The 20553-nt window shown below is 40.9% G+C and carries 14 protein-coding genes and 1 pseudogene; 1 reads left to right on the top strand and 14 read right to left on the bottom strand.

Annotated features, from left to right (window positions below; genetic code table 11):
* The 13 genes from DWW43_RS02145 to DWW43_RS02085 form a co-directional block, all read right to left on the bottom strand.
* A complete protein-coding gene (locus DWW43_RS02145; RefSeq protein ID WP_119962581.1) occupies window positions 1–3996 on the bottom strand; it encodes a CDP-glycerol glycerophosphotransferase family protein in 3996 nt (1331 codons plus the stop codon).
* 202 nt (window positions 3997–4198) lie between these two features.
* Window positions 4199–6535, bottom strand: a complete 2337-nt coding sequence (gene ppk1 / locus DWW43_RS02140; protein WP_243104373.1) for a polyphosphate kinase 1 — start codon at window positions 6533–6535, stop codon at window positions 4199–4201.
* Window positions 6536–6605: 70 nt separating this feature from the next.
* Window positions 6606–7265, bottom strand: coding sequence for an HD domain-containing protein (locus tag DWW43_RS02135; RefSeq protein ID WP_119962579.1), 660 nt, complete (start codon window positions 7263–7265; stop codon window positions 6606–6608).
* 442 nt (window positions 7266–7707) lie between these two features.
* Entirely contained in the window at window positions 7708–9045 is a 1338-nt protein-coding gene (locus DWW43_RS02130; protein WP_342413212.1) for a citrate/2-methylcitrate synthase, read from the bottom strand.
* A complete protein-coding gene (locus DWW43_RS02125; protein ID WP_008401039.1) occupies window positions 9023–9544 on the bottom strand; it encodes a MarR family winged helix-turn-helix transcriptional regulator in 522 nt (173 codons plus the stop codon). Before DWW43_RS02125 ends, DWW43_RS02130 begins: the two co-directional genes overlap by 23 nt.
* Window positions 9545–10417: 873 nt before the next feature.
* Window positions 10418–11356 carry a transketolase family protein gene (locus tag DWW43_RS02120; protein ID WP_119962578.1) on the bottom strand — a complete coding sequence of 313 codons (939 nt, stop codon included), beginning with the start codon at window positions 11354–11356 and terminating at the stop codon, window positions 10418–10420.
* Window positions 11344–12180: a transketolase gene (locus DWW43_RS02115; RefSeq protein ID WP_119962577.1), complete on the bottom strand. Its 837-nt coding sequence runs from the start codon at window positions 12178–12180 to the stop codon at window positions 11344–11346. The genes DWW43_RS02120 and DWW43_RS02115 overlap by 13 nt, the downstream gene beginning before the upstream one ends.
* A gap of 30 nt (window positions 12181–12210) precedes the next feature.
* Complete coding sequence (locus DWW43_RS02110) at window positions 12211–12936, bottom strand: NAD-dependent protein deacylase (RefSeq protein WP_192919793.1); 726 nt, start codon at window positions 12934–12936, stop codon at window positions 12211–12213.
* An 87-nt stretch (window positions 12937–13023) separates the two neighbouring features.
* Window positions 13024–14253: a CdaR family protein gene (locus DWW43_RS02105; protein WP_119962576.1), complete on the bottom strand. Its 1230-nt coding sequence runs from the start codon at window positions 14251–14253 to the stop codon at window positions 13024–13026.
* Window positions 14243–15199 carry a diadenylate cyclase CdaA gene (cdaA, locus tag DWW43_RS02100; RefSeq protein WP_192919792.1) on the bottom strand — a complete coding sequence of 319 codons (957 nt, stop codon included), beginning with the start codon at window positions 15197–15199 and terminating at the stop codon, window positions 14243–14245. The genes DWW43_RS02105 and cdaA overlap by 11 nt, the downstream gene beginning before the upstream one ends.
* A 115-nt stretch (window positions 15200–15314) precedes the next feature.
* Complete coding sequence (locus DWW43_RS02095) at window positions 15315–16292, bottom strand: hypothetical protein (RefSeq protein WP_119962574.1); 978 nt, start codon at window positions 16290–16292, stop codon at window positions 15315–15317.
* 2 nt (window positions 16293–16294) lie between these two features.
* Window positions 16295–16714 carry a hypothetical protein gene (locus tag DWW43_RS02090; protein ID WP_008401032.1) on the bottom strand — a complete coding sequence of 140 codons (420 nt, stop codon included), beginning with the start codon at window positions 16712–16714 and terminating at the stop codon, window positions 16295–16297.
* Window positions 16715–17074: 360 nt separating this feature from the next.
* Window positions 17075–18106 (bottom strand): cellulase family glycosylhydrolase, encoded by a 1032-nt coding sequence (locus tag DWW43_RS02085; protein ID WP_044945127.1) that lies wholly within the window; start codon window positions 18104–18106, stop codon window positions 17075–17077.
* A 233-nt stretch (window positions 18107–18339) separates the two neighbouring features.
* Between DWW43_RS02085 and DWW43_RS02080 the strand changes: the two genes are divergently transcribed.
* Window positions 18340–19083 (top strand): AraC family transcriptional regulator, encoded by a 744-nt coding sequence (locus DWW43_RS02080; RefSeq protein WP_119962573.1) that lies wholly within the window; start codon window positions 18340–18342, stop codon window positions 19081–19083.
* A gap of 462 nt (window positions 19084–19545) precedes the next feature.
* On the opposite strand, the pseudogene DWW43_RS02075 reads toward DWW43_RS02080, so the two are convergent.
* Window positions 19546–20553 (bottom strand): annotated as a pseudogene (locus DWW43_RS02075) (hypothetical protein); the annotation flags it as partial.

Raw genomic sequence — 20553 nt, 5'->3', positions numbered from 1 at the left:
TCATTCTCCTTCATCCCTGACAGCTAACGCAATCAGATTCTTTAAATCTTTTTCATTTGTAATAAGCTGAACTGCATATGCATCACCGTATATGGCTTTGAAAATCATCCGCTGTTCTTCTGTCTTTACAAATATTCCCCTCATGTATGGCAGGCACACCTTCAGGGCATCCTTAAGAAACTGATCTTTTTCCACCACCAGTTTCCTGAACATGTCATCACTGATACATAATATTTTATTTGGTGTTTCCATAAATGTCAATGACAGAAGCTTCTGTGCATCTACGACATCATATAACACGATCAGATCAAACGGGGCATGTCCATAGAAACGTCGTCCCGCAGCTGCATAGTCATACTTCCATATTTGTATTGCCTGTTCGATCGTGATCTTTTTATTGTCATAGAGCTTCTGTGCTGCAATACCTGCTCCACTCAAATGATATTCATCATGAGTTCCAATAACCGGTATTTTATTCAGCATCGGATAAGCTGTATCCTTATTGTCATTTGTCAGATATCGGTTACATGAAATGAATACATCCATATCATCATGTCCGTCAGATTCTATATAGGTTCGAAGACGTCTGGTATCTTCCGAATCTCCACAGGAATCCGAATAGATCAGCACCTGTTTCTTCGCATGATCCGAAATTGGCTCTACATCTACATATTCCTCTGTACCTGTAAACAGACTACAGAGCTTCTTCGCATTATCCACAGAATCATAAGCGCAGAATTCCTTATATGCAGCTTCATCGTCATATGTCTTTCCGCGGTTAATTGCTTCCAGCACTTCTTCTTTCGTACGCACTTTGTCAAATGGAAGCTCCATCAGATCCATGTATGTTCCACGTTTCTTGCGATATAATTCATAATCATTGCAATACAGAATGATCTGTCTGCGCAGCACCAGATAATCATAAAATACACTGGAGTAATCCGTGAGCAATGCATCTGTAAGCGCAAGCAACTGGTAACTGTCTACCGTCGGCGGGAATTTCTTAATTCTCTTATATACACTGTAATCAAGAGAATCACTGACTTTATGATGCAGATTTACATATAAGATCTGATCATCTCTGAGATTTGCATCCAGATAATCTAATAATTCTTTTGACTCATCTATAACCTGTTCTACATCCAGATAATCTTTCCAGGTAGGCATATATGCATACAGATGTTCACCGTTCGGCGCAAGCTCGGCACGAAGCTCATGCAGATCTGCTTTTGATGCTGCAAGCATTCCGCCGGTTCTTGGATAACCAAGGTTCAAAGCTTTTCCCTGCATCAGTGTTGCTACCTTATATGACTCCAGCATATGCACCTTTGTGTATTCATTTGGATATAACAGATAATCTGCATCTATAAAATTCTTCTGTGTGTTTCCATCTTTATGCTTTCCGTTTGCATTCTTGGCAAGTCCCAGCTTCTTTAATGGTGTGCCATGCCAGATATTGATATAGGTCTGGCCATCCTTTTTCACCCAGCCAACCGGGAAATATACCTCAGTGAGCAGATACTGTGCAGACTCTATTATCTCCATATATTGTGCATCTTTTATAATGGTCTGTGTCCGCGTCCAGTTATTATTCTTAATATAGGTCTGAACTGTTGCATCCGTTTCCTCATCCGTCCGCACATAGATCTTAAAATCCCTGAAGCAGTCATTTGAATTCAGTTCATTCAGGATATACTGCATGGAACCACGCACGCCTTTTCCAAGTCCTACCAGAGCAACCGTATTTGGAACGATCTTACGACCGTAATAAGCATCTGTTACATTTTTCCTACCGGGTTTTACCTTGTTCTCTTTTGCAAGCTCTACCATCTCCTGAACCTGAGATTCCCATTCCTTATGTTCTGTAGTATCCGGTTCTGTGGTCTTCTTACAGTCAACAAGTCCTTCTGACTGATTCGGAAGCAAATGTATCTTTTCCGGTTTCTTTTCCTCGCTCAGTTCCAGTTTAATGCTGCTATATATTTCAGATATGTCTTCTTTATAACGCAGAATATCCCTTCCATAGAATCCGAATCCCGGTTTCTGTATATGAAGCAACTGTTCTTCGGATGTACAGAAATAAAGCCGGATCGGAGTCTCCCAGTGATATCTGTCCGTAACGATATCTGTTCCTTGCGCACGCTCTCCTATACAAACTACATTGAAATGCAACAGATCCCTGACATAATCCATCTGTTCTCTGTCAAATGGAATATAGCCTCTGATATCTGTAACAGATACGATCAATCTGTCTGCTAACAGCATTAACAGTTTATGCTGCATACTGTTCTTTTCTACCATTCTGCCCCCGGCAGCTTCCAGGTTTTTCCATACTGTGCTTCCAGGTTCTGAAACAAAATAATATTCATTTCCATCTTTTTCAGATACTGCATATTGATATAATTCCGTGATACGACTCTCTGTCTGATCCGTATCAGCCATGAATAACACTACTGCATTATTCTTATTTGCAGTCTCTTTATAGAACATTTTTCTGAGCCTGCAATTTTCTTTTGCAGCCTGTGTACGAGCTTTTCCCAGTTTCTTCTCAAATAATTTTTCTTTCTGGCATTTATCCTGATTAGAACATTTGAAAAAATAAATACCATCATTTTCTGATCTGGCACTGTATCCGCCAAGATTCCATTCAATTCCAACATTTGGATCACTTATCGGAACATATGCCGAATCAAATCCCAAAGGAATCCTGATAGATTCATCACCGAAATTAGCAAAACATAAGAGATAACAATCTTTTCGATCCTCAAATGGCATATCTACATGTATCATCGCTTCCTGATACATCGTCTGCCCCATAATCTCTTTTCCTGTATAACTGCCGCTGTAAACAAATACTTTCTTCTTGCCACCAAACATAAAATAAACCTGATCAGCCATAGCAGCAAGGATCGGATGAACATGTCCATCCACACACAAATTTCCATCCCTGTATTTGATCTGATCGATCTGAAGCTTCAGATTACTTATCTTATCCAGGATCGTATTTGCCGATCCATAATATGCTTCTGCATCAAAATACTTCTTCTCAAAGACATATTCTTCGTCATACTTTAATTTTCCATAAAACATCTTTACAATATCCGGAACCTGTGTTTCCTTCAATTTGTAGCAGTTCAGCATAACATCATCTTCTACATATGAAAGCAGCTGTTTAATCTCGGAAAACACCACTTCGCGATCAGGATCAGTTTCTCCAAATCCGCAATCCGTCATATTCTGCTCTATAAAGCCTTTTAACACATGCATCAAATGATATTGAATAAATACCGGAACTGTCTCATACTGAGTCTGCAGCTCTGCAAGAAATGGCAGCCAGAATGTCCGGAACAGATCCGTCTGATTCTTTGCATATGGCTGATTTTCATCCATATCACGCAAATATGTGATATAGCTGATATATAATACATTCTTTTCTTTTGCACAGATATCCAGCATACTGGCCTGTTCCATTGCCTGCTTATATTCATTTTTGAATTCCAGTTTATTCATTTTATCTGTACGTAGAATTGTTCCACCAAAATAAAACGGATGGCAGTGGAATTTCTTACGAAGCACCTGATCGATCACCTTTTTCCCTGTCGTATCCCCTGCAAATGCATCAACAGACCCATCTGGGCCGCATTTTTTCAGCATAATAACCGTACTTTTATTATGCATCTCAAGTTCTGCTACAAGACGTACAAATGCTCCGTCTGACCACCGGTCACCGCTATCCGTAAATGTAACATAATCACCTGTTACATGACTTTTGGCGTCTTCAAATATATTACTGTTCTCTGGGATTTTATTTATATCATATATAGAAATATCAAGATTTTTACCTGTCAAAGTCTCCTCAAATGTCTGTCCGTTTCCCTTGTAGATCAAAAGCTGAATATCACCTGTATAATCCTCCAGCTGCTTCTGCAGGCTGTTCCCTGTAATGAGGTTCTTTTCCTCCCTGTCAGATAATCTCCATATAATTGAAAGCTTCATGCTGCTGTTAAAACTCCTTACTCATTTTTATCAGTGACAGGTTTGTTGCCTAAAATAATTCTCTAAAAATCTACCTGTTTCGACTACTTTATTATATCTATTTAACCCGCTATTTTCAACCTAATAATACAAAATACAGCAATAAAACAGCTATAGAAATTATGCGCGTTCTACAGCTGTTTTATTCTTATCGCTTATTCGCTTATATTATCTGCCATTTATTTTCCTGTTCCGCATCCTGCCTGCGCAGCAACTGATGAAAGGCATCACCTGCTTCTTTGTATGCTTCCTCATAGAAATATTCCTGAGAATTCAACACAGGTCCGACCATCGGAAGCTTTTTATAGCTGCCGTCCGGCTGCTGCTCTCTCGCTTTCACATTATCCCGAAGCATCGTTGCAAATATCTTACGAACTTTATTCTTTACCGTCTCATCATAAAGCGGTGCTGCTACTTCTACACGTCGAAGTGTATTTCTGGTCATATAATCAGCCGATGCGATATAGACCTTATCTCTGTCATGCGTTCCGAATATATAGATTCTGGAATGTTCCAGAAAACGCCCCACGATACTTACAATATGAATATTATCGGTATCCCCCGGTATTCCGCTTCTCAAACAGTTAATACCACGGATCACCATATCGATCTTTACTCCGGCTCTGGATGCATCGATCAGCTTATCTATGATCTTCTTATCTGTCAGCGAATTGATCTTGATTCCGATATAAGCCGGCTTTCCTTCCTTTGCGATCTGAATCTCATTCTCGATCATAGCAATTACTTTATTCTGAAGACATTTTGGTGCAACCAGCAGATGCTCCATATCTTCTACCACGGAACCAAGCAGGATTGCCTGGAATACCTTTGCTGCCTCCTCACCGATCCTTTTATCTGCCGTGATCAGTGACAGATCCGTATATAATCTGGAAGTCTTTTCGTTATAATTTCCGGTTCCCACCTGTGTAATATACTGAATCTCATCTCCAACCTTTCTGGTGATCAGGCATAGCTTTGAATGAACCTTTAAGCCATCTATACCATATACAACATGGCAGCCCGCATCCTCTAATGTCCGACTCCACTCGATATTATTTGCCTCGTCAAATCTGGCCTTTAATTCAACCAGCACATCAACCTGCTTGCCATTTTCGGCAGCTTCGGTCAAAGCCTCTACCACCTTGCTGTTTCTTGCCAGACGGTAAAGTGTCATACGAATAGAGATAACCTCCGGATCGCGGGCAGCCTCCTGAAGCATCTGCAAAAACGGTTTGATGCTCTCATACGGATAGGATAACAATACGTCATGATCCAATATCTGTGGTATGATATGCTCATTGCTCTTTAGCATCGGAGATGCCTGTGGTACACGTCTCTGATAGACAAGCGTTGCATCCTTTCTCAGGATATCCTCAATCTGGAACAAGAAGGAGAGGTCAAGCGGTGCCTGATTTAAGAACACATGCGGTTCCTCCATCTCTGCATACTCGCATACCTGCTTTATCATATCTCCATTAATATCTCGGGATAATTCCAGTCGTACAGGTGCCAGCTTCTTTCTGAGCTTTACGATCTGTGCCATCTTATCTCTGTAATCAAGGTCTTCATCATAGACTGCATTAAAATCAATATCCGCATTTCTCGTTACACGGATCACGGATTTTTCAAGAACCTTATAGCCTTTATAAACCTTTGGCAGAAAATGCAGGATCAGTTCTTCGACCAGCATATAAGTATCATCCTTCGTCGGAATCCGGATCAGTCTTGGGAATACAGAACTGCTGCACGGAATGATTCCGATCTTTTTCTTGTCACTTCGTGTTCCAAGAACCGCAAGCGCATAAATCTCCTGTCCCTTCAAAAATGGAAACGGCTGCTTTCTTCCCACGATCATAACAGATAACAGTGGCACAATCTCTTTCATAAAATATTCTTCCAGATATTTGCTCTCCGATTTTGTAAGTGCTTTGAAATCAGTCAGATGAACGCCTTTCTCTCCAACCTCTTTCATAATAGACGTATAGATGGCATCCTTCCTGTCATTCAACTCGGATACACGCTTTAAGATTGCATCGATCTGCTCTCCCGCTGTCATATTCGTCTTATTCTCCCGAAGCTTCTGGCTTAACAGCTTCTGATCCTCCAAAGAACCGACACGCACCATAAAGAATTCATCCAGATTACTCTGAAAAATAGACAGAAATGTCATCCGCTCACACAATGGAACACAGGTATCTTCTGCCTCCTCCAGCACACGCTCATTGAACTTCAACCATGATAATTCACGATTTTCATACAGTCCGACATGGTTCACCTTTTTTACCGGCTTCTCTTCCTGTATTTTCTCATTTTCTTCCTTCTGCTTATTTTTTCTTCCAAACCGAATACCCTTTACTTTGTTTTTTGATTCATCCTTTCGTATGTCATCATTTGACCAATCCTCAGATACATCCGTATTACCTGTTATGATCGTTACTTTCTCTGTTCCATCTGTAGTTACAGACTCCTGATTTTTCAGATTCTTTTCTTCGTTATTCATTCTTTGAATCGCTCCTGTTATTTTCTCTTTTATGTAATGAAATATTCTTTGAATCGCCATACACCCCCTGTCAGATTACCCGTTGTTTATTGATCGTAAGCCAGAATTTCAGCCCAAGCACCTCTGCCGACTTCCTGCACAGGATCATCCGCTGTAAAAAGATCTCGAAATAATCCATAACGGCACACATGGATTTATCGATCTTTAATTTCAGCTCAATATGTGAATCCTTGATAATCTTCAGTTTGTTTTCTTTTACGGCATAGTTCACTCTGTCATGAATATCAAAAGATGAAATATCCGTATTCCTGACTCTCGAATTTCTCACATCACTTTTATCCGCGATCAGCAATGCTGCTGCGATCGGATTTACCGGAAATGCCGCTGACTCATCATGATTTCCAATTGCTGTTATAATTACAGCTGTGTCCTCCGGATCTGCTCCCATATCGTCCAATATTCGAAATGCCATAACTGCTCCGGACTGTGCATGTCCTTCCCGATTCACAACGTTTCCGATATCATGAAGATACCCTGCGATACTCGCAAGCTCCGCTTCACGTTCTGAATAGCCAAGCGTCAACAATATCTCCCTTGCTGTCTCTGCCACGCGTTCTACATGTGCAAATCCATGCTCCGTATATCCCATTGCGCGCAGAGATTCATCTGCCATCCTTATATATGTCTGAACTGCTTTGTTCTTCTTTACATCTTCAAGTGTTACTTTCATATACCATCTATCTCTCTTCTGCTTCACTGTTCTTCAATTTACACCATCCCGATTTTTGTCGCTATCAAGCATTTGAAAATTCTTTGTAAAATCATGGTAAAATCATTTATTTTCAATGTATTACCGGCATCCCCCAAATAATTTCCCTTATTTCCGGTTCTTTCTGATAACCCCTGAAAAGCATCGGGAAATTTTACATTTCTTTCTAAGTATATGTGATCCGTTGCTTTTCTATTTATGTAAAATATATGTTTATGCGGATTCCTTCTGTATATTTCCTTCTGTATATTTTCTACTGTATATTTTATACTGTATTATCTGATCTATTTTATAGCTGACACAGTAATCCATACATAAAAACAGACAGTCTGTAAGAACCTCAACGGGCCTTATAAACTGTCTGTTTTCATGTTATAAACTATGCTTTGTTTTTGGCTATTGTTTATATCTGTGGATTTTTCTCCATGATACTCATATATGCCGGACGCATGATCCGGTTATTCGTGATCAGCTCCTCGATCCTGTGTGCGCTCCATCCAACGATACGTGCGACTGCAAACATCGCTGTGTAAAGCTCCATCGGGATTCCCAGCATATCATATACAAATCCGCTGTAGAAATCCACATTTGGACTTACACCTTTGAAGATCTTACGCTGCTTTGCGATCAGCTCCGGGGCAAGCTCCTCTATGTTCTCGTACAACCTGAGATCTTTTTCCCTGCCCTTTTCATGAGCCAGCTTAACGACATAATCCTTGAACACCCGCTCTCTCGGATCTGACAGGGAGTATACGGCATGTCCCATACCATAGATCAGTCCCTTATTGTCAAATGCTTCCTTGTTCAGGATCTTGCTTAAGTATGCTTCTATCTCATCTTTATCTTCATAGTCTTTTATATGTTCGCGAATATTATCCATCATTTCCATAACCTTGATATTGGCACCACCATGCTTTGGTCCCTTTAAGGATGACATGGCAGCCGCCATTGTGGAATAGGTATCAGAACCGGAGGACGTAACAACTCTTGTTGTAAAGGTTGAATTATTACCGCCACCATGCTCCATATGAAGGATCAGTGCCGTATCAAGTACCTTCGCCTCTACCTTGGAATATTTCTTATCCGGACGAAGCAGCATGAGAATATTCTCAGCCGTTGACAGATTCTTTGCCGGACGATGGATGAACATACTGTCATTCTTTACATAGTGATTATATGCATTATATCCATATACAGCCAGCATCGGGAATTCGCTGATCAGCTGAATACACTGACGCAGAGAATTATTCACACTGGTGTCCTTTGCATTCTTATCATACGATGCAAGCGTCAGGATACTACGTGTCATGGAATTCATGATATCCTCTGTCGGCGCTTTCATGATAACATCTCTTGTAAAATTCGATGGCAGCGTACGAAGCCCACCGATGATCTTCTCAAATTCATGCTGTTCCTCTGCATTTGGCAGCTCACCCATCAGCAAGAGATATGCCACCTTTTCAAATCCCAGTTCATCTTCTCCCAAGCTTCCGATCAGATTCTCCACCCGATAACCCCTGTACCAAAGTTCTCCGTCACAAGGTACTTTCTTGCCATCCTGCACCTTAGAGGATACAATCTTTGAAATGTTCGTCAGACCGGTCAATACACCAACTCCGCGGTCATCGCGAAGTCCGCGGTTTACTCCATATTCATCATATAATCTTGGTGCGATATAATCATTTTTTTCGCATATCTTTTCCTGTATTGCCACATACTCATTCATTTTCATCAGACTCATCATCATTCTTCACCACCTGCATTTCTTCAATCTCACTCTCCATAACCGTATCCAGCTCCTTCATCAGGATCAACAGATTGATCATATTCTCTTTGCCGAATTTGTTAATTACATTTCCGTAAAAGTCCTTAATGATCGTTTCCTGCTCATGAAGCTGTTTCGCACCGGCATCCGTGATCGTTACATAAGTTCCGTCCGTACCATTTCCATCATGTGACCATTTGACATAACCGCGATCTCTGAGATCCCGGACTGCCTTTGATGTCTTACGGATACTCATCTGCATACGCACCGATAGATCGGTCAGATATGCCTTTCCTCCATAAATAGCGGAATCTCCGCTGATCGCCTCTATACTTTGCAGCGCGACATATTCCGCAACACTTAATTTAGAAAATAAATGCCGTACGGAGTCCCTGCTCATCATGTATTTTCTGTAGGTAAATTCATTCGATAATTTCGTGATATCAATTTCCTGTTCGACTTTCTGTTCCTGCATAAACAACCTCCCTTTCCGGTACACATATAAAAGCCCCTGTTATCGCTCCAACGCATATTGTTTCACTGGATTGTACACGACAATAAGTATAAGTGTCCCTTTGATCTGTCAATTCTCTGTCCCTATGTAGTTTTATTTCCTGATCTTTTTATAGATTTTTCGTATCTGTTCCAAACATGAACGGAACAATGAATGAAAAGATTTTATTGAAATAATAGATTTAGATATACTCTACTTGATATGATAAATGAAACTTCCGGCTTCTGTCAACCGACTTTATCCTTATTTAAGAACTGCGCCGAAGATTTTAGAATTATGATAGAGAGGGATGGCGGCAGACAGGAATCCATGTAAGATACACATATATAGTTTTATTTGCACGTAGCTGCCCTTAATGAATTAAAAATGAATAAGAATATACATATTATTCCGTAAGACGCTTCCGCTCGTATCCTCGTGCAGCGGTACATAAAGTTGCAAAAGACGCAACTTAAGTACCGGCCTCGGATAAGGCTTACTCCATAATAGTATATCTCTCATCCATTTTATTCATTAATGGGCAGCTCAATATTATCTATACTCTACATATGTGTATCTCATTTTATTGCCCTGTCTGCCGCCATACCCTCTATCTATAAAAAGCAGCGTTATAAAAATTTTACAAGTTAAATCTGCCATCGGTACTTTAAGCAAAATGAAAGACAGTATTAATATTATGAAGCAAGCCTGTCCGAATGTCGGTCCTTAGCGATCCGCTGACAGGCGGGAGCTTAGTACCGTTACATGAGGATAGAACGAAAGTGTCTTGCGGAATAATATATAATACTGTCTTTTATTTTGTTTCAAAGACTCCCGGAAGAATCTTATGAAATTTTATAATGCTGCTTTGATCTGCTTATAGATGCCCTCTGCGTCGAGTTCATACTTATGAAGCAGGTCTTTTGCCGGGCCGGACTCACCGAAGGTATCGCGAACACCGATTCTTGTTACCTTAACCGGATTCTTCTCTGCCAGACATTCCATAACCGCTGAGCCGAGTCCACCGATGATCGAATGCTCCTCTACCGTGAACACTCTGCCGGTTGCCTGTGCTGCCTTTACGACAAGTTCCTCGTCAAGCGGTTTGATGGTGTGGATATTGATCACCTGTGCATCGATACCGTCCTCTGCCAGCAGCTTCGCAGCTTCTAAGCTCTCAGATACCGGAAGTCCGGTTGCTATGATCGTGATATCCTTTCCAGGACGTAATTCTACGCCCTTGCCGATCTCAAACTTGTAGGTTGTCTCATCATTGATGACCGGTACTGCCAGTCTTCCAAATCTCATATAGACAGGTCCTACATATTCATATGCTGCCTTTACGGCTGCTCTTGCTTCTACATCATCACATGGATTGATAACCACCATGCCAGGGATCTCTCTCATCAGGGCAAGATCTTCATTACACTGGTGGGTCGCTCCGTCTTCTCCTACGGAGATACCTGCATGGGTTGCTCCGATCTTTACATTTAGATGTGGGTATCCGATACTGTTTCTCACCTGTTCAAAGGCTCTGCCTGCCGCAAACATCGCAAAGGAGCTCATAAACGGCACATATCCACAGGTTGACATTCCGGCTGCGATGCCTGCCATATTACATTCTGCGATACCACAGTCTACATGGCGTTCCGGAAATGCTTTCTTGAAGATTCCGGTCTTTGTTGCTGCTGCAAGGTCTGCATCCAGTACGATCAGGTTCTCATGTTCTTTTCCAAGCTCAACCAATGCATTACCATAGCTGTCTCTTGTTGCGATCTTCTTTACTTCTGACATAACACGTCACCTGCCTTTTCCAGTTCTTCCATTGCAATCGCATACTCCTCGTCATTCGGAGCTTTACCATGCCATCCCACATTGTTCTCCATGAAGGATACTCCCTTACCTTTTACGGTATGGGCGATGATCGCTGTCGGCATTTCCTTGGTTGCCTTTGCTTCCTTGAATGCTGCATCGATCTGATCAAAATCATTTCCGTCGATATTAATTACATGGAAATTAAATGCTTCAAACTTCTTATCGATCGGATATGGGGAACATACATCCTCAACGGTTCCGTCGATCTGAAGGTTATTATTATCTACGATCACTAAAAGGTTATCCAGCTTTCTGTGACCTGCAAACATAGCAGCCTCCCAGATCTGTCCCTCCTGGATCTCTCCGTCTCCACACAGACAGTAGGTTCTGTATTCCTTACCGGACATCTTCGCTGCCAGTGCCATACCGACTGCTGCGGAAAGTCCCTGTCCGAGAGAACCGGATGACATGTCCACACCAGGAATATGCTTCATATCCGGGTGTCCCTGTAAATAAGAACCGATATGACGCAGAGTCAGAAGATCCTCAACCGGAAAAAATCCTCTCTCAGCAAGGGCTGAATAGTAACCCGGTGCTGTATGTCCTTTGGATAATACAAAACGATCTCTGTTCTCATCCTTTGGATTCTTCGGATCTACATGTAATTCCTCAAAATAAAGATAAGTAAAAATGTCTGCTGCCGAAAGTGATCCGCCCGGATGTCCTGCTTTTGCAGAATGTACGGAGGAAATAATTCCTTTACGGATGTCAACAGCCTTTTTTTGAAGGTCTAGTTTGTTCATGTCTTTCTCCATTTCGTTTTATTTTCATTTTTATAATTGTCCCAGCACTTTTCCGATCTTGTCAGCGATCAGAAGATCTGCCTGACCGTCCGTCTGTGTCGGTGACATATTAATAACTACCAGATGTTTTCCCCTGAAATACCGAACCAATCCGGCGGCAGGATAAACAACCAATGAAGTTCCGCCAATGATCAATGTATCTGCTTCCGAAATATACCGGATTGCATTCTCGATATCGTCATTGTTCAGACCCTCTTCATATAATACTACATCCGGCTTAATTATTCCACCACAACTGCATTTTGGCACACCATCTGATTGAATAATATAATCCAGATCGTAGAATTTGTGACATTTTGTACAATAATTTCTGTGAATAGAGCCATGCAACTCGATCACATTCTTACTTCCTGCCATCTGATGCAGACCATCAATATTCTGTGTTACGATCGCTGCAAGCTTGCCCTGTGCTTCCAGTTCGGCAAGTTTTTTATGTGCCGTATTCGGTTTTGCATCCCGATAAATCATTTTATCTTTATAAAACCGGTAAAACTCTTCAGGATCACGCATATAGAAGCTATGGCTGATGATCGTTTCCGGCGGATATTTGTATTTCTGGTTGTAGAGTCCGTCTACACTTCGAAAATCCGGAATTCCACTCTCTGTAGAAACACCTGCCCCACCAAAGAAAACCATACGTTCGGATTCTTCAACAATTTTTTTTAACCTTGCTATTTTCTCATTCACCTGTTCCATATATCAATCTCCCTTCTGCATAATATATAAACAGGCAATAGCGAAACTGCCTGATCCAGCGTTTTACTATTGCCTGTTATTACCGTATCATGGCATAGCCGTAACCTCAATCGTTACCTTACAGGTACTCTCGATCGTATATGTATCGCTGTCTTCTATCGACAGCTCAACAGTATTTGTTCCCACGGACAATGTCTCTGCATCAACTATAATCTTTAAGTCCTTCGCAGTAAGCTTGGACACTTCATCTGACAGACCGGATATCACAACCGTATTCCCCTCCGGGAACTGAATCGAGTAATCATAATCGGTCATTTTATTATTGATCGTAATGTCTTCTGCCGATACCGTCATCGTTCTGCTGATATTCCGCTCAATCGTGACACGCACACTGATACTTGTATTCTCATCAGCAAGTACAACGCCTTCAGGCAGATATTTTGCAACCTCAATCGTACTTTCAAGATCCTCATTACATCCGGCTACATCAATGTCATCTATCTTTATCTCTGTCAGATTCTGTAACACATCTGCAGGACCGCCGACCGTAATCTCACTTGGAACATATTCTACATTGACAACTTTGTAGTTCTCCGCCGGGACACCTGTTGTCTCAATCTTGACAGCTACCTTTTTCGTCTTATACACCGGTACAGTTACCAAGATTCCCGTGGCCTTGCTTTCCAACTTCTTACCGGATATCTCTTCACCATTCGCATCATAGAAGATCGGTGTGCATGTTGCTGTTACATCAGATGATCGTCCTGATACATCCACCTGCACCTCTGCTTTTTCTATCCGTTCGATCACACTTGCCGCACCTTTAACCGTTATCAGATTTGGTGTAGATACCGGAACACCTGTTGTGTATCCCTTTGCAGTCTCTCCTTTTGTAGTTACCGTTACAGGAAGGGATGCTGTCTGTTCTTCCTCCAGTTCAACCTGAAGCACATTATCTACGATCGTAATACTGATGTTATTATTAACGGACGGAGAATTTGCTGTTACTGTAATGTTGACAGCATTTGTGATCGATAATTTTGACATGTCTGCAACTGCAGTAAAATCAGATGCCCCAAGCGAATTCACAACAGATCGTCTGCCCTTTATAATTATGTCTACCGTTTCACCGGATACAATATCGTACAACTGATTCTTATCCGTGATCGCATCTGTATTTATCAAAGTAACCGGTATATCTTTGATCTGCCGTGTAGTTGAATAGTCATCTACATTCAAAACAGTCACCCATACGATAAATCCAAGGATCAATGACAGAAGTTTCAGTCCCCAATTACTGAATAATTTATCTTTCATCACTGTCAGCCTCCTTTCTGTTGTCAGAAGACCTTCCGTTTTTTATATTATTCGAGTCCGTCTTTTTCCCGGTACTTTTCTTTGTACTCTTACGTCTACGTTTACTGTCTTTCAGGCGACGTTCATCTTTCTTCTTTACATCATCCTGACTCAAAAGCTCCAGATGCTTACGAACACTCTCTGTATCCAGATTCCGATACAGTTCTCCGCCCTTTGCGATCGATATCGAACCGGTCTCCTCAGATACGATAAGCGTCACGCTGTCTGATACCTCACTGATACCAACCCCTGCACGATGTCTTGTTCCCAGTTCCTTATTAATAGAAAGATTTGCAGATAACGGAAGATAACAGGTTGCCGCAATAACTCTGTTATTTCTAAGAATAACCGCACCGTCATGGAGCGGTGTATTATGCTCAAATATGTTAAGCAGCAACTGGTTGGTAACCACCGCATCAATCGGAATTCCTGTATCAATATACTCGCCAAGAGCAACCTTATCTTCAATTACGATCAAGGCTCCTGTCCGATTTGCAGAAAGAACCGTCACGGTCTTGATCAATTCGTATATCGTTTTATCAGACAGTCCTCTTTCTTCTGTATCCTCGTGCATGATGTAGTCAAAAAACTTCTTTCGTCCCAATGTTTCAAGTCCACGACGGAACTCCGGCTGAAACAGAATGATCACCGCCAGAATACCGATGCTGAATACATTTTTTAAAATATACAGAATCGTATTGAACTGCAATAAAGATGCAAGCATGGTAAATAAAAATATCAATACAATACCTTTTAACAACGTCCAAGCACGACTGCTCTTAAACCAAAGCAGTATTTTATAGATGACATACGAGAGTATCAGGATCTCAATAATATCACTAACATCCGGTCTGGTAATATAAAACCAGTCAAAATAGGTCTTTAAAAAAGCCATAAGCTTATCCATTTGATATCTCTCCTTTCCACAAGCTGTTATAAGTCAGGCAAAGCCTGAGCCGTGATCTGTTGTCATATACAGTTATGACCTGACAATATAGTCAGGTCATATGCAGGAATTTCTATTATCTGGTAACACCACTAATCGTATCGTCCTCCATAGAGTCCTGTGATGAGGCGTTGATCTTTCTTACACTTTTCTGTTGTTTTGCCATAACGATCTTCGGAACAGCTTTAACATAGTAGTAATATTCGTCGTCTTCAAACTGTGTATTCTCAACTCTTGAATAATCCACAACTGTTTTAAAGAACTGTACGATCACTCCGATGATCACTGCACATACGGAACCAAGCAAAATCTGTCCAACCGAAATACTTGCCTCTAAAACGACATTTCCAATCAGGAAAAGAATAATTTCAAATAAACCACCGACAATGATAGCCGCATACCATGAATATTCTACAGACATCCGGTAGATAACATATACGATCACCAACACAACTGCAAATACTGCAACTGTGAGCAATAAATTCTTATTATCAATCAAATGCTGGAATATATATTTGTAACTTTCAAGCATATTTTCCGGATCTGTTGATTTCTCCAGTTCCTTCAGATAACCTGCCGCATCCAGTGAGAAATAATAAAATATTGCACCGAATGCCATCGGTACGATCGCTGTAGGTCCAACGATCATGCCTGCCAGAACAGGAAGCAGATACTGCAGCTTCAGTACAAAGAACAGCGGAGCATACATCATGATCCATGTTGTTTTCGGGAAGAAACGGATATACAGACAATACATCACAATAAATATGATGATAAATGATATTCCGATCTCCTTGCTTGCGGAAAAATAATTCATAAATGCAATTACTCCGCCAAATACATATCCAAGTCCATCCGGAACAAACGCACATACTACCGATAACAGGAAAATGATCAATCCGCTGGATGCTGTCTCATTATGTCCCCCTGTTATATGTACGATCGACCAAAACATCAGCAGTGCAAGCACAAATCTGATCACCGGTACCACGATCTTATCATATTTACTGCAGAAATTTTTTATACCATCTCGAAAACTCAGCAATGATGCCATGATTACTTCCTCCTTTTCTTTCCTTTGGTCTTATCCTCATTATCATAAAATGCGATCAGTTTTTTAAGATCCTGATTGTATCTTATAATATGAGGTTTTGCCTTGGCGTATCTATGGGAGTATAGAAACCATGCAAGAACCATAAATAATATACATACAAGTGCATATACGATCAATAGCTTATAGGCCATACCAAGCAGATCAAGATCTACCAGCTCTGTAATCAGCTTACCCATGTTATAATAAATATATGCCGCTACAACTATCACAAACAGGATCGTTGTAGACACTAAGGTTTTCAGGCAATTATATTTTACATAATCTGATTTGAAGTATCTGCCTTTTTCCAGATCTTCTTTTCCCGTTGATTGTTCATACATGGCAAGTCTGGTCATTAATCTGACCTTTTCTTCGTTTACCATCTTGTTTTCTCCTACTTCTTTTCTAACTATAAAAATCAGCTTTTGTTATTATAATCCATACGAAAAGAATAAGCAAGCATACGCCGGAAAAAGTTTCTTAAATAGAATTAACGCCTTGATTAAAAGAATGCCATGGCCCAGGTAAGGCAGACAGAAATGGTGGGTTGGTTGAGACTTGCTTCATTTCCGAGAAAGGCACACATGCTCGATCCGCTCATGCTCTTGTGCAAACTCGCCCTCCTGGCTCAGACATGCACCCGCATTCGCTGGCAATGTGATCTTTCTATTCGGAAATTATGCAAATGTCACAACCAACCCACCATCTCTATCTGTCTTACCCGGGTATATGGATAAACAGCCTTAAAAATATTTCTTGAGTTCAGCAAATACCGGTTTCAGGCGGTCAGCGCGAAGGTCGAAGTCCATCTCCTTGTATGACCATGCCGCACGACCGATACCGTATTTTACAAATACTTCATGGATGGCTTTATACCATAATACAGTGTTTGCCGGGTCTGCGTTTTCGATCACGCCATATTCTCCGCAATAAAGTGCTACGTTTCGTTCCTTTGCAACAGCGATCGCATCGGCAAACAGATCTTCAAAATATGCTGAATCAAGATTTCCCTTATAATCAAGGATCGACAGCGTTCCGGCAAGCTTTGCAGGCAGGTGTGCTTTTGCATATGCACAAAAATCTTCCATGCTGCCTTTGAATTCCATATGATAATCCGCCGGCATGTCATCTACCCACTGTGCGCCCTGATGTGTAAAAAGAAGAGGGTCATAGCTGTGGAAATTATATATGATATGTTCATCCATCGGCATCGGAATATCTCTGACTGCCTGCACGCTGTTATGCCAGTAACCACCGATCAGAATATCAGTTGTCGGTGCATATGCACGGATGCGTTCTACACACTTTGGTGCGATCTCTGCCCATACGGCACCATCTTCTTTATCTACTACTTCATTTAATAATTCAAATGCAACTTTATCTCCATATCCGCCAAAGCGCTTTGCAAATTCTTCCCATAATCTGTAGAAGCGTTCCTGAAGAGCTTCGTTTCCAAAAAATCCACTCTGTTTTTCTCCCGGATCAAAGGAATAACCGGCGGTCTTATGCAGATCAAGGATCATATTGAAACCATATTTATGTCCCAATTCCAGCGCGCGTTTGATCCGTGCAAAACCTTCTTCCTTATACTGTCCGTCTTCTGTCTCTACCAGATTATAATCCACCGGCAGCCTGAGATGATCCAGTCCCCAGCTTGTAAGCTCTTTAAAATCATCTTCCGTAATAAAATTATTGAATCTGTCCTCGGAATAATCACACTGGGAAAACCAGCCTCCCAGATTAACACCCTTCTGATACCCTTTCCATGTCTTCATATGCATGATCTCCTTTTCATTTAGCAAATAATAAATTGTAATTGTTATTTTCTGAATTTATGATACTATAAATGCATATGTATGGAATATAACATATCCGATTTTTATATCAAATAGCTGACCTTCATTGTTCTGATTGTATTTTGGGTGATGTACAATCCGTTCATTTGAAAAAGTACTGCTTGTATGCAAATATTTTTTATAGCTGTATATTATATGAAAGGAGTATTTCCATGAATAAAGAATTACAGAAACTGTTATTAACGCAGCAGGAGGAACAGTCTTATCACCTGCCGATGGAGGCAGAGTATTCATTTTACCGGCGGATCGCAAATGGGGATATGGAGCTACTGAAACTAAATATGAATGCAGATACCATGGAAGGCATGGGAAAGCTGTCTTCATCCCCACTGCAAAACAAAAAATACCACCTGGTCATTCTGACTGCCATGATCACACGTTTCTGTATCGAAGCCGGGTTGGATCCGGAACAGGCCTATACTTTAAGTGATATGCATATCCGAAAGATCGATGCATGTCTGACACCGGAACAACTGGATCCGCGAAAAGGGGCTGTTGTGAAGGATTTTGTACTTGCCATGCACGAGCTTCATAACAGTCCCGGACTGTCTTATCATGTCATGCAGGTCGTCTCCTACATTAACAGCCATATCACAGAACCGATCCGGGTATCGGATGTCGCCGATGCAGTGAAGCTCCACCCGGACTATCTGACCCGTCTGTTCAAAAAAGATATGAACTGCAGTCTCTCACAATATATCATAAAAGAAAAATGCAGGGCGGCCCGCTACATGCTGTTAAACAGCCAGGCAAGCTGTACAGAAATCAGTTCATTTCTGTATTTTGCGTCCTGCAGTCATTTTGTAAATTGTTTTAAAAAAGAATATGGTCTGACACCGAATGCTTACCGCAAGCAGATGGGCGGTCTGTCAAATGATCGAAGCGATACGTTCTAATACAACAGCTAAACCTCTCCCCATCTTTCCTACCAATCGCATTGCGTATTATGCGAATTAATTTTGGTCGCAGCCCCCACACAAGGCGGGAACTGCGACGGTCGGCCCAAATTTTTTCCTTTATTTCTTCCCCCACTTTTCTGGTTTTCCTGTTACACCTCGGTGAGAATTTACAGATTGAGTTTTAAATTACCATGAGGTTTTCTTTATTACTCCACCACACACTTTCCTGCCTATTCCGTATTTAATAAAGGTATTTATTTGGTTTGATGAATACAAAATTACTTTTTATCTATTTTCCCATAAAATATAATCAAGGTGAAGAATTCAAATTCTTCACCTTGGTTGTTATTATTATTTTCAGATTATTTTCCTTTTTTATTTCAGAGAACTAGGTTCGGTGCCGTAAAAAGGAATCAAAACTGTATTAACAGTACAATATTAATATAATAGTGTCAATAATTAGTCCTCATACGAAACGCCTGCCGTAACTGAGGCATACTTCTTTCCGTATATATTTACCAAATCTCCACTTTTTTCCGGAGTACACTTTACACTGTATGGATCATAGGTCCTAACCACATGAATCTTCATCATTTCGTTGCAAACTGTACACCTAACATTCATATCGCACTCGGACCATTCTGGGGTGATTGTGGTTGGAACATAGGCGTATTCGGCAGGAATAATGGTAGTACCAAGGTGGACATGTGTAACAGTAGATTGTCCATGAGATGGATAATTAATCATATGTTTCGTTAATCCATTAATGTCTGAATAATAAAAATACTTAAAGTATTCGCTACCTTCCACCAGTGCGGTCCACTTACCATCCCCGTCCAGATCTACCCACGGCTCTCCTTCCTTCGGTTCCTTTTCCCAAACACATGTCAAGCATACATACACGCTTGTAGTTGTATAGTTTTCTTTTTTATGTTCTGGCGTAACTTCTTTATATACATTTTCAACAACTGCATCATGCTTTACATAGTTCGTATCTTTTAACATGGTATGATCTTCTGCCAAAGGCGACCACTGGTGCGTGTGAGCCGGAATTGTATCATCTGTCTTACCGTTATTATTTTCACCTGTATTGTCTGATTTTCCACTATTGGAATTATCTGGAGTTTTTGTTTCAATCTTTGTTTTTGTACATGTTCCATCCGCCTTAATCGTGAACTTGTAATTACCGGATTTTACTGTCTTGGCAGTCTTAATCATTGATCCGTTCTTATCTACATAAAAATATTTTCCTTGGATCTTTATCCGGTCATTCTTATGTTTTGCAAGACTCTGGGCTTTCCAAGAGCCTCTTGACCCCTTATAATATTTCTTTCCCGTCAGCTTTACAGATGCCGTACCGGTTCCGGAAACATAATAAGTATAAACACCTGACACCTTTTTCCAACCGGATTTCAGTACAATCTTTCCTTTTGAATTAACAAAAAAAATCTTCTTCCCGATTGTTTT

The sequence above is a fragment of the Clostridium sp. AF15-41 genome, assembly GCF_003604095.1.
In the GTDB taxonomy this organism is placed as follows: domain Bacteria; phylum Bacillota; class Clostridia; order Lachnospirales; family Lachnospiraceae; genus Coprococcus.
The sequence above is the reverse complement of the archived record's forward strand: the minus strand, read 5'-3'. Positions and strand labels throughout refer to the sequence as shown.

Coding starts and splice junctions, on each gene's coding strand:
- DWW43_RS02145 (WP_119962581.1), bottom strand. CDS start 3,996: ATGAAGCTTTCAATTATATGGAGATTATCTGACAGGGAGGAAAAGAAC.
- ppk1 (WP_243104373.1), bottom strand. CDS start 6,535: ATGAATAACGAAGAAAAGAATCTGAAAAATCAGGAGTCTGTAACTACA.
- DWW43_RS02135 (WP_119962579.1), bottom strand. CDS start 7,265: ATGAAAGTAACACTTGAAGATGTAAAGAAGAACAAAGCAGTTCAGACA.
- DWW43_RS02130 (WP_342413212.1), bottom strand. CDS start 9,045: ATGAGTCTGATGAAAATGAATGAGTATGTGGCAATACAGGAAAAGATA.
- DWW43_RS02125 (WP_008401039.1), bottom strand. CDS start 9,544: ATGCAGGAACAGAAAGTCGAACAGGAAATTGATATCACGAAATTATCG.
- DWW43_RS02120 (WP_119962578.1), bottom strand. CDS start 11,356: ATGTCAGAAGTAAAGAAGATCGCAACAAGAGACAGCTATGGTAATGCA.
- DWW43_RS02115 (WP_119962577.1), bottom strand. CDS start 12,180: ATGAACAAACTAGACCTTCAAAAAAAGGCTGTTGACATCCGTAAAGGA.
- DWW43_RS02110 (WP_192919793.1), bottom strand. CDS start 12,936: ATGGAACAGGTGAATGAGAAAATAGCAAGGTTAAAAAAAATTGTTGAA.
- DWW43_RS02105 (WP_119962576.1), bottom strand. CDS start 14,253: ATGAAAGATAAATTATTCAGTAATTGGGGACTGAAACTTCTGTCATTG.
- cdaA (WP_192919792.1), bottom strand. CDS start 15,199: ATGGATAAGCTTATGGCTTTTTTAAAGACCTATTTTGACTGGTTTTAT.
- DWW43_RS02095 (WP_119962574.1), bottom strand. CDS start 16,292: ATGGCATCATTGCTGAGTTTTCGAGATGGTATAAAAAATTTCTGCAGT.
- DWW43_RS02090 (WP_008401032.1), bottom strand. CDS start 16,714: ATGGTAAACGAAGAAAAGGTCAGATTAATGACCAGACTTGCCATGTAT.
- DWW43_RS02085 (WP_044945127.1), bottom strand. CDS start 18,106: ATGAAGACATGGAAAGGGTATCAGAAGGGTGTTAATCTGGGAGGCTGG.
- DWW43_RS02080 (WP_119962573.1), top strand. CDS start 18,340: ATGAATAAAGAATTACAGAAACTGTTATTAACGCAGCAGGAGGAACAG.